The following is a 13167-nucleotide window of genomic DNA, read 5'->3' on the forward strand; positions in this document are numbered from 1 at the left end:
TTATGTCTCAAACCCAGGAAAAAATCTGGAAAGCGATAGCGCCGCTGCTGGTGCTCGCGATCCTGCTATTGATACCCACGCCCGACGGCATGCCGCCGCAGGCCTGGCGCTATTTCGCCATCTTTGTGGCGATGATCGTCGGCATGATCCTGGAGCCGATCCCGGCGACCGCCATCAGCTTTATCGCCGTGACACTCAGCGTGCTCAGCGCCAACTGGGTGCTGTTTGGCGCGCAGGAACTGGCGGAACCGGGTTTCAAGGCCGGTAAAGAGGCGTTGAAATGGGGGTTGGCGGGCTTCTCCAGCACCACCGTCTGGCTGGTATTCGGTGCGTTCATTTTTGCGCTGGGCTACGAGGCCACCGGTCTGGGGCGGCGTATCGCGCTGTTCCTGGTGAAGTTTATGGGCAAGCGTACCCTGACGCTCGGCTACGCGGTGGTGATCATCGATATCCTGCTGGCGCCGTTTACCCCGTCCAACACCGCACGCACCGGCGGCACGGTGTTCCCGGTGGTAAAAAACCTGCCGCCGCTGTTCGACTCGTTCCCCAACGACCCTTCATCGCGGCGTATTGGCGGCTACCTGATGTGGATGATGGTGGTCGGCACCAGCATCAGCTCGTCGATGTTCGTCACCGGCGCGGCGCCCAACGTATTGGGGATTGAGTTTGTCGGTAAAATCGCCGGGGTGCACATCAGTTGGATGCAGTGGTTCCTTGCCTTCCTGCCGGTCGGCCTATTGCTGCTGATTGTCGCGCCGTTGATTTCCTATTACCTGTACAAACCGGGCGTGACCCACAGCAGCGAAGTGGCTACCTGGGCCAACACCGCGCTGGGTGAAATGGGCAAGCTGACGCGCAAGGAGTGCACCCTGATTGGCCTGGTGTTGTTCAGCCTTGGCCTGTGGGTGTTCGGCGGCAAGTTGCTGGACGCCACCACGGTCTGCCTGCTGGCGGTCTCGCTGATGCTGGCGCTGCACGTGGTGTCGTGGAAGGATATCACCAAATACTCCAGCGCCTGGAACACGCTGGTTAACCTGGCGACGTTGGTGGTGATGGCCAACGGCCTGACGCGCTCCGGCTTTATCGACTGGTTTGCCCAGACCATGAGCACCCACCTGGACGGCTTCTCGCCGAACATGACGGTGGTGGCGCTGGTGCTGGTGTTCTACTTCGCCCACTACCTGTTTGCCAGCCTGTCGGCGCATACCGCCACCCTGTTGCCGGTGATCCTGGCGGTCGGCAAAGGGCTGCCTGGCGTACCTATGGAGCAACTTTCGATGCTGCTGGTGTTGTCGATCGGCATCATGGGCGTGCTGACGCCGTACGCCACCGGGCCGGGGGTGATTATCTACGGCTGCGGTTATGTGAAATCGAAAGATTACTGGCGGATGGGCGGCATTCTCGGCGTGGTGTATATCGCCGCGCTGCTGTTAATCGGCTGGCCTATCCTGCGATTGTGGTACTGAGTTGCCTGCGGCCATCTAAGGATGGCCGCTTGTCGGATCCTCTCCCCGTGATATCCATCACACACTTCAGCGGATAACCTCTCCATCATAGCGAGGCGAAAGCTAACATATTCAAAATAATCACTTTCCGGGAGCCTCTGCGGATGAGAAGAAAAACGTTATTGCTGTGTTTGCCCTTATTATTGACCGGGAATGCCCTGGCGGAAACCAACGACTATCAGCTGGAACAGGTGCTGATGATGAGCCGCCACAACCTGCGCGCGCCGCTGGCCAATAACGGTAGCGTGCTGGCGCAATCCACCCCCAAAGCCTGGCCGGCCTGGGACACGCCGGGTGGCCTGTTGACCACCAAGGGCGGGGTGCTGGAAGTCTATATGGGCCACTATTTCAACGAGTGGCTCAAGCAGACCGGCGTGTTGCCGCAGGAAGGCTGCCCGACCGCCGGCAGCGTTTACGTTTACGCCAACAGCCTGCAACGCACGGTCGCGACCGCGCAGTTCTTTACCAACGGCGCGTTCCCCGGCTGCGACATCGGCGTGCATCACCAGGACAAAATGGGGGAAATGGACCCTACCTTCAACCCGATCATCACCGACAACAGCGAAGCCTTCAACCAACAGGCGCTGGGGGCGATGAACACCGAGCTGGCCTCGCTGAAGCTGGATGCGGCCTACAAGCAACTGGCGAAAATCATCGATTACAAAGATTCCAGCGCCTGTAAAACCGACAAGCACTGCGATCTGACCAAAGAAGCCAGCAAGATGAGCGCGGTGCCGGGCAAAGAGCCGGGCGTCGCCGGCCCGCTGCGGGTGGGCAACTCGCTGGTGGACGCCTTTATGCTGCAATATTACGAAGGCTTCCCGATGAAGGACGTGGCCTGGGGCAAAATCACCACGCCGCAACAGTGGAAACAGCTGGCGCAGTTGAAAGACGGCTACCAGGACTCGCTGTTCACCTCGCCGGTGGTGGCGCAGAACGTCGCCAAACCGCTGCTGACCTACATCAACGGCGCCTTGATTGGCGAACGCAAACCGGATGCGCCGAAACTGACGGTGTTGGTGGGCCATGACTCCAACATCGCTTCGCTGCTGTCGGCGATGCGCTTCAAGCCTTATCAACTGCCGCACCAGTATGAGAAAACGCCGATTGGCGGCAAACTGGTGTTCCAGCGCTGGCACGATAAGAAAAACGATCGCGACCTGCTGAAGATTGAGTACGTCTACCAGTCCGCGGACCAACTGCGCAATGCCGATAAGCTTACGCTGAAAACCCCGCCGCAGCGCGTGACGCTGGCGCTGGAAGGCTGCCCGGTGGATAAGCAGGGCTTCTGCGCCTGGAGCGATTTCGAAAAAACCATGAAAGATATTCTGTAACCCTGCCGGACCTCTCCCTCCGGTTGGAGGGAGAGATAACAGCGCGAGCGATTACGCTTGAAACACCCCAGCCAATCACCTAGCATTTCAATAAGTTTTGCTGAGAGGATTAATCGATGCGGCCATCAATTGTACTTGCTGAAAAACGTCACGCAGTTCGTGAGGTGGTGGGGCTGTTTAATACTGAAAATCCACGTATTTTTGGCTCTGTACTTCATGGAACCGATCGAGACGGCAGCGATCTTGATCTGTTGGTTGATGCATTACCCGGTGCAACGCTATTTGATTTAGGTGGCTTGCAGGCTGAACTTGAGGCTTTACTGGGTATTCAGGTCGATTTATTGACGCCAACCGATTTGCCGGCCAAATTCCGGGCCAAGGTTCTGGCCGAGGCGCAACCGGTATGAGCGAGAACCGGCTTGGCGGAATTATTGTCCCAGTTGCATGCTTTGCGTTATGACGCCGATGACAACACCTGAAGTGCCTGAATTTTCATCACTGCACACTCACCCTGGACGACACGTGTTCTCTTCTTTTATCCCCACCATCGAATGGCTGAACCTGGACGGTTATCCGGGGCAGGTCGCCCGTTGCCGTTTTTCCCTGGCGGACTATCAGGACCGCTGTTTCGGTGATGCCGGAATGGCGATCCCCGATCATCTGGCGCGTGCGGTGCCAAAGCGGCGGGCGGAGTATCTGGCCGGACGCTATCTGGCGCGGGCATTGCTGGCGCCGTTGGGGTTTGCCGATTTTACCCTGCCGCGGGGAGAAGACCGCGCGCCGCAGTGGCCGCCGGGAATTGCCGGTGCGCTCAGCCATAATGTGGATACCGCGCTGTGCGCCGTGCATCGGGAAAGCGGGCGGGGTGGCGTGGGGCTGGACGTTGAAACGCTGATCCCGGCCGAACGGGCCGAAGAACTGTGGACCGTCATCGTCGGCGAAGAAGAGTGCGCAACGCTGCGCCAGCGGCCGCAGGCGTTTAACCAATTGCTGACGATAGCGTTCTCCGCCAAGGAGAGCCTGTTCAAAACCCTTTACCCGCAGGTGCGCTGCTACTTTGATTTTCTCGATGCGCGCATGGTGGCGATAGATACGCAACAACAGACCTTTGAACTGCAACTGCTTAAAACACTCACGGCGCATTGCCACGCCGGCCGCCGTTTCCGCGGGCGTTACTGGCATGAAAGTGACGATGTAACGACATTTATCTATTTATAAATCAATTGAATAAGCAGCGTGACGCTGTCACTGTGCCTGCCGGTGACGCAACAGATGACGCGTACCTTCCGACACCAACAACAGTACCGCCAGCCAGATCGGAATATAGGTCAGCCATTCGTCGCGGCCGATACTCTCGCCCAGCAGCAACGCCACCACCACCAACAGCACCGGCTCCACGTAGCTCAGCAGACCAAACAGGCTGAACGGCAGCAGGCGGCTGGCCAGGATATAACACACCAGCGCGGAGGCACTGAGAATCCCCAACAGCGGGATCTGCACATACAGCAGCGGATGAGTGGCCAATGCCGCCTGCGGCCCGTCTCCGCCAAAGGCGAACCAGCCGGCGACCGGCAGCATCAGCGCCAGTTCGCACCATAGCCCGCCGAGGTTATCGGTGCCGCAACGCCGACGAAGAATAAAGTAAACCGGATAACCCAGCGCCACCACCAGCGTCGCCCAGGAGACGCCGCCGACCTGATACAGCTCATTGCCGACGCCGATAATGGCGCAACCCACCGCCAGCTTTTGCAGCAGCGAAAGACGGTCGCGGAAAATCACTCGCCCCGCCAGCACCATGGTCAGCGGCAGCAGGAAATAACCGAGCGACACCTCCAGCGCCTTGCCGTGCAGCGGCGCCCACAGAAACAGCCACAGCTGAACCCCCAACAGCGCGGAACTCAGCGGCAGAAACAGCAGGCGGCGTGGCCGCTGTTTGATCCAGCGCAGCGTCTCGCTGACCCGGCGCCAGTCGGCGGAAAAAATCATAAACAGCGTCAGGAACGGCACCGTCAGCAGGGTACGCCAGCCGAAGACCTGTTCGCCGTCGAGCGGGGCCAGCGTGGAGGTGTAGTAATACATCACGGCGAACAATACCGAGGCGACAACCGAAAGAACGATCCCTTTAATCACGTGCGATCCTGAAAGGTTATTGATTTTATTGGGGGTACTCTAGAGAAGTTTGGCGCGGACAACAATGGCGCGCATCACACTGGACAATCCTCGGTGGCGAGTTAAAATAAACACTGTGTATTCATACAGGCATTAAGCAATGACTCTCGATCTTTTCGAAGATGCTGTGCCGCCGCCGTGGCGCGAGCAGATCGCTCCGGGCGCGGTGGTGATGCACGGTTTTGTGCGCGATCACGGGCCGCAACTGCTGGCGGCGGTGAAGGGGGTAATCGCGCAGGTGCCGTGGCGGCACATGACCACGCCGGGCGGCCATGTGATGTCGGTGGCGATGAGCTGGTGCGGCAACGGCTGGAGCAGCGACAGCCGCGGCTACCGTTACTCCGAGCGCGATTCGCGCAGCGGCAAACGTTGGCCGCCCATCCCGGCTATTTTTATGGCGCTGGCGGACGAAGCGGCGCAGCAGGCGGGTTTTGCGCCGTTCGTGCCGGATTCGTGCCTGATTAACCGCTACGATCCCGGCAGCAAGCTGTCGCTGCATCAGGATAAAGACGAACACGATTTTGGTTCACCGATAGTGTCGGTCTCCCTGGGATTACCGGCGGTGTTTCAGTTCGGCGGCATGCAGCGCAGTGACCGAGCCCAGCGCATTCCCCTGGCGCACGGCGACGTCGTGGTGTGGGGCGGCCCGTCGCGGCTGTGCTTTCACGGCATTATGCCGATCAAAGAGGGTTACCATTCGCTGGTGGGGCCGCACAGGATCAACATCACCTTACGCAAGGCGCTTTAGCTGCGGCTCTTTGGCCAGGCAGGCGACCAGATAATCGATAAACACCCGCAGTTTGGGCGGCAGATGCTGGTTGGGTGCATACAGCAGCCACAGGCCGCCGTGGTAGCTGCTGAGGAAATCCCACTCCGGCAGCACCTGCACCACTTCACCGCTGTCCAGCGCCTGCCGGGCGGTAAAATAGGGCAGGCTGCCGATGCCGAGGTGCTGTTTCACCGCATCCAGCCGCACGCCGGTATGGTTGGCGGCATAGCGGCCGCGCACGTTCACCGTGATCGTTTTACCGGCGCGACGGAATTTCCAGCGGGCGTCGTTGGGCGTTTCCCCCAAATAAATGCAGCTGTGCTGTGCCAAATCCTGTGGCTGTTGTGGCGTGCCGTGCTGCGCCAGATACTCCGGCGTGGCGCACAACAGGTGTTCTATCGTCATCAACTGGCGGCCGATCAGCCCGGGCGACGGGCGATCGGTAATGCGTAACGCCAGATCGACCCGATCGTCAATCAGGTCCATATAGCGGTCTTCCAGCCGCAGACGCACGTCCACCTTGGGGTAGCGGCGCAAAAATGCCGGGATATGCGGGTGCAGCACGAAGCGGCCCACTGCTTTGGGGACGCTGACGCTGATCAAGCCTTCCGGTTCTACGGCACCCTGGCCACTGATTTCCATCACCGAATGTGCGGCGTCCAGCATGCTGCGGCAGCGCAGGAAGGCCTCTTCGCCCTGTTCGCTCAGGCGCAGCTTGCGGGTAGTGCGGTGCAGCAGTTGCAGCGCCAGTGCCTGTTCGAGTTTCGCCACGCTGCGGCTGGTGGCTGAGGGCGAGGTGCCCAGCTGGCGGGCGGCGGCGGAGAAACTGCCGCTTTCCACCACCTGAACGAAAACGGCCATTTCGGCCAGCAGCGAATGAGATAGATTTGTGCTCACAGCGCAAAGGTCCATTGTAAAGAAGACGGATTATCCTTTGATTATGGCATGAATATACTAGGCAGAGTTCCGTAACCAGGAGAAAGCCATGACCGAACGACTTTATTATTACAGCGACGATCTACAGGGCGAAGCGCAGGTGCTGGCCTGCACCCCGGTCGAAGACGGCGGTTATGCCGTGGAACTGAGCGCGACGCTGTTCCACCCGCAGGGCGGCGGGCAACAGGCCGATACCGGCACGCTCGGCGCCATCCCGGTACTGCGCGTGGCGCAGCAGGGCGACAAGGTGCTGCATTTCACTGCCGAACCCGTGAGCGCAGGGCCGGTGAGCCAGCAGGTGGATGGCGAGCGGCGCCGGTTGCACGCCCGTTGGCATTCCGCCGGCCACCTGATTGGCTGGGTAGGGGAAAACCACGGCTGGCAACCGGTGAAGGCGCATCATTGGCCGGGCGAAGGGCGCATCACCTTTGCACCGGGCGCAGACCCGCATACGCTGGAGCAAGGTGCCCTGCAGGCAGAACTGCAACGGCTGATCGCGGCCGATTTGCCGCGCAGGCAGTTGGACGTTGATGGCGTGCGTCAGGTGGGCTTCGGCGATCTGCCCGTTTACGGCTGTGGCGGCACCCACGTAGCCTCGCTGAGCGAGCTGGGCGCGGTGACCATCACGGCGGTGAAGATGAAAAAAGGGCAATTGATTGTACAGTATGAAATGGGCTGAGCAGACTCAGCCCTGGCGGCAAATCGGTCAGAATCGAATTTGCACCTTGGACGACAGGTTTTTGTCAGCGGCGGCGATCAGCGCATTTTCAATCGCTTCCGGCGGGTATTCGCCGCTGAGCAGGGGTAACGGGTCGATGCGGCCATCCTGTAACCACTTAACGGCGGTAGTAAACTCGTCGACAAAGCGGAACGAACCGACCCAACGGATTTCCTTCACCAGCATGGGCATGACCGGATAATCGACGCTGTTGGCGCCCATGCCCACTTGCACCACGGTGCCGGCGGGGCGGGCCAGGGCCACGGTTGAGGCTATGGCCGCCGGGCTGCCTGAGGCTTCAAACACTACGTCGAAATAGCCTTTATTTTCCTGATAAGGCGCAGCACTGCCCTCATTCAGCGGGTTGAAGGTGGCGGTAGCGCCCATTTGCCGGGCCAGCGTCAGGCAACGGTCACTGACATCGGAGGCGACCAGTTCGGACGCGCCGGCGCTGCGTGCAGCGGCCAGGATCAGGCAGCCGATGGGGCCTGCGCCTATCACCAGCACGCGTTTCCCCACCAGCGTACCGGCAACATTGACTGCATGAATGGCAACCGCCAGCGGTTCGGCAAAGGCCATCACCTGTGGCGCAACGTTATCGGGGTAAGGAATGCATTGCTGCTCCGTTGCCACTACGTATTCGGAAAAACCGCCGTTGACGTGCGGATTAAACTGCGCGCTGCCCATAAAGCGCATGGTGGCGCACAGGTTTTGTTTACCCGACAGACAGTATTGGCAATGATTGCAGGGTTGCGATGGGTTGATCGCCACCCGTTGCCCTACCTGCAGTGCCGATCCGGCGGGGGCCTGGCTGACGGTGCCGACGAATTCATGCCCGACCACCATAGGGTGCTTGAGGACCGACATGCCGGCGCGGCCGTGCTGGTAATAATGGATATCAGAGCCGCAGATGCCGCCGCGTTCCACCTTCACCAACACGTCATTCTCATCGTATTCCAGCTCGCGCAGCTCGACGCGCACGTCTTTTTCGCCGTAGGCGAAGCAGGCTTTGCAGCTTAGGGTCTTTTTGCTCATTATTTATTTTGCCTCAATGTTGTGGAGGTCCGCGTTGGCGTGCGGCGGTAAAGGTGTTTCGGGTTTCGGGGGAACGATCACCTCAATCTTGCCGACCAGGAAGGTATAAGCCAGCAGGCCCATTAACGCGACGGCAGCGATATACCACATCGCATAGTGGAAGTTATTGGTGCGTTGCAAAATGACGCCAATGACGATCGGGCTGACGATGCCGGAAAGGTTGCCGCAGATGTTCAGGCAGCCGCCCATGGTGCCGATGAAATTGCGCGGGATCACATCGCTCCAGACCACCCAGCCCAAATTGGAGAAGGCGTTGGCGAAGAAGGCGATGGACAAAATGGCGATGGCGATCACCGGTTGGTCTTCGAAAAAGTTGACCAGGCAGATAATCATGGTCAGGAACAGGCCCGACATGACCGGCAGTTTACGGGCAAAGGTGCGGGATTTGCCTTTTTTCAGCAGCATATCGCTCAGCGTGCCGCCGCACAGCACGCCGGCCATCGCCATCAGATAAGGGAAGGACGCGCCCAGCCCGGCTTTGGCTATCGGCAGGTGCAGCCCTTTTTCCAGGTAAACGATAAACCAGGTCAGAAAGAAATAGAGCGTGGAAGAACAGGCGAACTGGGCAATGAACAATCCCCAGACGGTGCGTTGCTTGAGGAAGAAGGCGATATCGCTCCAGCGCACTTTTTCGCTGACGTCAGCCTGGTTTTTGGAGCCGTAACCGCCACCTTCGCGAATATAATCCAGCTCCCGCTGATTGGTGTTGCGGCTGTGTTGCGGATCGCGGTAGGCGATCAGCCAATAGATACCGAACAGAATGCCGACGCCGCCAGACAGATAGAACGACATCTCCCAACCGTATTCCGCCACTATGTAAGACAGCGCCGGGGTTAACAGCGCCAGGCCGATATACTGCGCACTGGAGTAAATGGCCGTGGCGCGCGCACGCTCATGGTCGGGAAACCAACTGGCGATGATCTTGGTGTTGGACGGGAAGGAAGGGGCTTCGGCAACGCCAATCAGCGCCCGGCAGGCCAGCAGCATCAGGAATGACGCGGTCGCGGTGGCGAATAAATGGTGCGAGGCAAACCCCATCATGAAGGTAAACAGGCTCCATAAAATAATGGCGCTGCCGTACAGAATACGCGAGCCGATGCGATCCAGCACGTAACCGACCGGGATCTGGCTGGCGGCGTAAAACCAGGTAAACATGGAAAACAGCAAGCCCAACTGGGTGGCGCTGAGATCGAATTCGGACTGAATCTTGCTGCCGGCGACGGACAGGTTGGCCCGGTCCATATAATTTATTGCCGTGACGATAAACAACAGCGACAGAATAAAGAATCGCGACTTTGTTGCTTTCATTTTTTTGTCCTGGTGAGTGACTTGTTTTTATAGGTTTTGTGGGTACAGGGGCGGTATGCCCGCCGTGGGCAAATACGCATTCGGAGGCTGTGGGAAAATTACAACACGGCAAGCCAACCGCCATCGACGTAAATGATTTGCCCGTTAACGTAATTCGACGCGTCGGAAGCCAGATAGACGGCGGTGCCGATCAACTCCTCCGGTTTGCCCCAGCGCTTTGAGGGATTGCTGGCTTTCACCCAGCTGTCGAAGGCTGGGTTGTCAACCAGCGCGGCATTCATATCGGTCAGAATATAACCTGGGCCAATGGCATTGGACTGAATGTTAAATTCGGCCCATTCGGCCGCCATTGAGCAGGTCAGCATCTTGATGCCGCCCTTGGCGGCGGTATAAGGCGCTACCGTCGCACGGGCCGCCTGGCTGGTCAGCGAGCCGATATTGATGATTTTTCCGCCCTTGCCGCGGGCGATCATCCGCTTTGCGGCGGCACGGGCAACGATAAACGCGCTGGTCAGGTTGGTATCGAGTACGCGTTGCCACTGCGCCAACTCCAGATCGACCAGCGGTTTGCGATATTGAATGCCGGCATTGTTGATCACGATGTCGACTTCGACGTGCTCCCGATCGAGCTGGTTGAATACCGCTTCAATGGCTTGTTCATCGGTCACGTCAAAAGCAAAACCGCGTGCCCGATGGCCTTGCGATTGCAAGCGTTCGACCGCTGCCTGTACCGTCGCGGGTTGGGTGCCGTTAAGGATAACGTCGGCACCGGCTGCCGCCAGCCCCTCAGCGTAGGAAAAACCTAATCCGCGGGTGGAACCGGTCACCAGCGCCGTTTTCCCCGTTAAATCAAACAGAGCAGACATATCAACCCCTTATGGTTGGTTAAATGATCCTGATGCCTGCCGGGCCGTTAGGGGCATTATGCGAAATGTTGCGCTAACAGCTTGTATGACATCATTCATATTAAAATTGCGATAAGCCTTGATGGAAATCAATGCGGTTAAACGGTTTTTGAAACTTCGATCACAAAAGAAAATTCCATCGTGGAAATGGATTCCTTTAAATTTCATGCAAAACAATGAGTTATTTTATCTGTGTTTTACAGTATGACGCAGCGCACATAATTTTTAATTGGCGCTTTAGGGCTTGCGTCATCGGTGATATAAGTCTCTTTATCTTGTAGGACAACTTATAAGTTTGCGATCAAAGGAGTTTCCAGTGGGCAATTTAAAAATCACCGGCGTGAAAACCATTCTCACCGCCCCGGGCGGCATCGATTTGGCGGTAGTGAAGGTAGAGACCAACCAACCGGGGCTGTATGGGCTGGGGTGCGCGACCTTCACTCAACGCATACATGCGGTGAAAACGGCAATTGACGACTACATGGCGCCGTTTTTAATCGGTAAGGATCCGGCGCGGATCGAGGATATCTGGCAATCCGCCTGCGTAAGCGGTTACTGGCGCAGCGGGCCGATCATGAATAATGCGCTGTCCGGCATCGACATGGCGCTGTGGGATATCAAAGGCAAGGTCGCCGGTTTACCGGTGTATGAACTGCTGGGGGGCCAGTGTCGCGATGGCATACCGCTGTATTGCCACACCGACGGCAGCGATGAGTTCGAGGTGGAGGACAACATTCGTGCGCGTATGGAAGAGGGTTATCAATACGTGCGTTGTCAGATGGGGATGTACGGCGGGGCGGGGACGGATGACCTGAAGCTGATCGCCACTCAGTTGGCGCGGGCAAAAAACATTCAACCCAAGCGTTCGCCGCGCAGCAGCACGCCGGGCATTTATTTTGATCCGGACGCCTACGTGCGAAGTGTGCCGCGTCTGTTTGAACATTTGCGCGACAAGCTGGGGTTCGGCATCGAGTTTATCCACGATGTGCATGAGCGGGTGACGCCGATCGCGGCCATTCAACTGGCTAAAACGCTGGAACAGTACCAGCTGTTTTATCTGGAAGATCCGGTGGCGCCGGAAAATATCGATTGGTTGAAAATGCTGCGCCAACAGTCCTCTACGCCGATCTCAATGGGGGAATTGTTTACCAACGTCAATGACTGGAGAACGCTGATTACCCACAATCTGATCGATTACATCCGCTGTCACGTCAGCACCATCGGCGGCATAACCCCGGCGAAAAAACTGGCGACGCTGAGTGAAATCCACGGGGTACGCACCGCATGGCACGGGCCGGGGGATATTTCTCCGGTTGGCGTAGCGGCTAACCTGCACCTGGACATGAGCCTCACCAATTTCGGTATTCAAGAGTACACGCCAATGAATGACGCGCTGCGCGAGGTGTTCACCGGTTGCCCGGACATTGAGCGGGGTTACGCCTACCTGAGCGATCGCCCGGGGTTGGGCATAGATATCGATGAGAAAAAAGCGGCGCAGTATCCGTGCATCGGCGGGATCCCGTCCTGGACGCTGGCGCGCACGCCGGACGGCACGGCATCCCGGCCTTAACATCGCTTAGGGGCGCATTTATTGCGCCCTTTGCAAGCGATCTACTCGCTGCCCGATGCTGTCTGCTTGAGTTTTTCGATGGCGATGACGTTCTCCGCCATCGCCTCATTGAGCACCGCAACCGCGGTAGAAGAGTCGCGGTTTTTAATCGCCATAAACACCTTGATGTGCGCCTCGACGCTTTCCAGCGAGATGCCCAGCGCCCGGTTCAGTTCTTCCAGATAGTAGTAATAGGTGTCTTTGATCGAGTGCATCACGTTGTAGAACACTTTGTTCTGCGACGCTTTGGCGATCGCGAGATGAAACTCGAAATCGGCCTGGGAATACTTTTTGTAATCGTCTTTGTTGACCAGCATGCGATTCAGCGCCTGTTCCAGCGCGGTGATGTCTTCCGGTGTGGCGTTTAATACCGCCAGCTCCATGCATTTGAACTCTACCGTTTGGCGGAACACCATCATGTCGTGAAACTCTTCACGGCTGAGATGCATGATGGGTTGCTGTTCGTTGAACAGGTTTTGCGGATTGAGGTGTTTGGCGACGAAGCTGCCTTTGCCCTGATGGGTCACCACAATGCCCAAATCGCGCAACCGCTGCACCGCGCTGCGAATGCTGACCCGACTGACGTTGAAAGAGGCGGTCAGTTCGGCTTCCGAAGGCAGTTTGCTCCCGGGCGGCCAACTGCCGTCCAACAGTTTTTCTTTGATTTGTTCGTAAACCGCGTTGACCACGTTGTGTTTTTGGATTGATTGAAGACTCATGATATCCGTCGCATAAGTTGTCCTACAACATGCCTGTGGTATAGCACGCCACGCTACAGGTGTGAAGTTTTTCACCGCATTTTTGCGTGGCTGGGCCAGG

General features: G+C 58.0%; 13 protein-coding genes. 7 read left to right on the forward strand and 6 right to left on the reverse strand.

What is annotated here, in order from left to right; translation table 11 throughout:
* The first annotated feature begins 2 nt into the window (after positions 1-2).
* The 4 genes from QZQ97_RS01745 (at position 3) to QZQ97_RS01760 (ending at position 4057) form a co-directional block, all read left to right on the forward strand.
* Positions 3-1466: an anion permease gene (locus QZQ97_RS01745; protein ID WP_311991969.1), complete on the forward strand. Its 1464-nt coding sequence runs from the start codon at positions 3-5 to the stop codon at positions 1464-1466.
* A gap of 143 nt (positions 1467-1609) precedes the next feature.
* Entirely contained in the window at positions 1610-2839 is a 1230-nt protein-coding gene (gene agp, locus QZQ97_RS01750; RefSeq protein WP_311991970.1) for a bifunctional glucose-1-phosphatase/inositol phosphatase, read from the forward strand.
* 116 nt (positions 2840-2955) lie between these two features.
* Positions 2956-3246, forward strand: coding sequence for a nucleotidyltransferase family protein (locus QZQ97_RS01755; protein ID WP_311991971.1), 291 nt, complete (start codon positions 2956-2958; stop codon positions 3244-3246).
* A gap of 58 nt (positions 3247-3304) precedes the next feature.
* Positions 3305-4057: a 4'-phosphopantetheinyl transferase family protein gene (locus QZQ97_RS01760; protein ID WP_311991972.1), complete on the forward strand. Its 753-nt coding sequence runs from the start codon at positions 3305-3307 to the stop codon at positions 4055-4057.
* A gap of 27 nt (positions 4058-4084) precedes the next feature.
* Here the strand turns inward: QZQ97_RS01760 and rarD are convergent, their stop codons facing one another.
* A complete protein-coding gene (gene rarD / locus QZQ97_RS01765) occupies positions 4085-4969 on the reverse strand; it encodes an EamA family transporter RarD (RefSeq protein WP_311991973.1) in 885 nt (294 codons plus the stop codon).
* A 139-nt stretch (positions 4970-5108) separates the two neighbouring features.
* Here rarD and alkB point away from each other — a divergent pair, with 139 nt between their 5' ends.
* On the forward strand, positions 5109-5756 hold the full coding sequence (gene alkB, locus QZQ97_RS01770) for a DNA oxidative demethylase AlkB (RefSeq protein WP_311991974.1): 648 nt from the start codon (positions 5109-5111) through the stop codon (positions 5754-5756).
* Here the strand turns inward: alkB and QZQ97_RS01775 are convergent.
* Positions 5739-6674, reverse strand: a complete 936-nt coding sequence (locus QZQ97_RS01775; protein ID WP_311991975.1) for a LysR family transcriptional regulator — start codon at positions 6672-6674, stop codon at positions 5739-5741. The two genes, alkB and QZQ97_RS01775, sit on opposite strands and share 18 nt — an antisense overlap.
* An 88-nt stretch (positions 6675-6762) precedes the next feature.
* Here QZQ97_RS01775 and QZQ97_RS01780 point away from each other — a divergent pair, with 88 nt between their 5' ends.
* On the forward strand, positions 6763-7392 hold the full coding sequence (locus QZQ97_RS01780) for an alanyl-tRNA editing protein (RefSeq protein WP_311991976.1): 630 nt from the start codon (positions 6763-6765) through the stop codon (positions 7390-7392).
* Positions 7393-7419: 27 nt separating this feature from the next.
* On the opposite strand, the gene idnD is transcribed toward QZQ97_RS01780, so the two are convergent.
* From idnD to QZQ97_RS01795, 3 genes are all read right to left on the reverse strand, one after another.
* Positions 7420-8466 (reverse strand): L-idonate 5-dehydrogenase, encoded by a 1047-nt coding sequence (gene idnD, locus QZQ97_RS01785; RefSeq protein WP_311991977.1) that lies wholly within the window; start codon positions 8464-8466, stop codon positions 7420-7422.
* Positions 8467-8469: 3 nt separating this feature from the next.
* Positions 8470-9834 (reverse strand): MFS transporter, encoded by a 1365-nt coding sequence (locus tag QZQ97_RS01790; RefSeq protein ID WP_311991978.1) that lies wholly within the window; start codon positions 9832-9834, stop codon positions 8470-8472.
* Positions 9835-9932: 98 nt separating this feature from the next.
* Entirely contained in the window at positions 9933-10700 is a 768-nt protein-coding gene (locus tag QZQ97_RS01795; protein WP_311991979.1) for an SDR family oxidoreductase, read from the reverse strand.
* Between the two features lie 355 nt (positions 10701-11055).
* Between QZQ97_RS01795 and QZQ97_RS01800 the strand changes: the two genes are divergently transcribed.
* On the forward strand, positions 11056-12309 hold the full coding sequence (locus QZQ97_RS01800; RefSeq protein ID WP_073439835.1) for an enolase C-terminal domain-like protein: 1254 nt from the start codon (positions 11056-11058) through the stop codon (positions 12307-12309).
* Positions 12310-12350: 41 nt separating this feature from the next.
* Here the strand turns inward: QZQ97_RS01800 and QZQ97_RS01805 are convergent, their stop codons facing one another.
* A complete protein-coding gene (locus QZQ97_RS01805; RefSeq protein WP_126483922.1) occupies positions 12351-13067 on the reverse strand; it encodes a FadR/GntR family transcriptional regulator in 717 nt (238 codons plus the stop codon).
* Between the last annotated feature and the right edge of the window lie 100 nt (positions 13068-13167).

Origin of the sequence: Serratia sp. root2 (assembly GCF_031931805.1) — a bacterium.
Taxonomy (GTDB): Bacteria; Pseudomonadota; Gammaproteobacteria; order Enterobacterales; family Enterobacteriaceae; genus Serratia; species Serratia inhibens.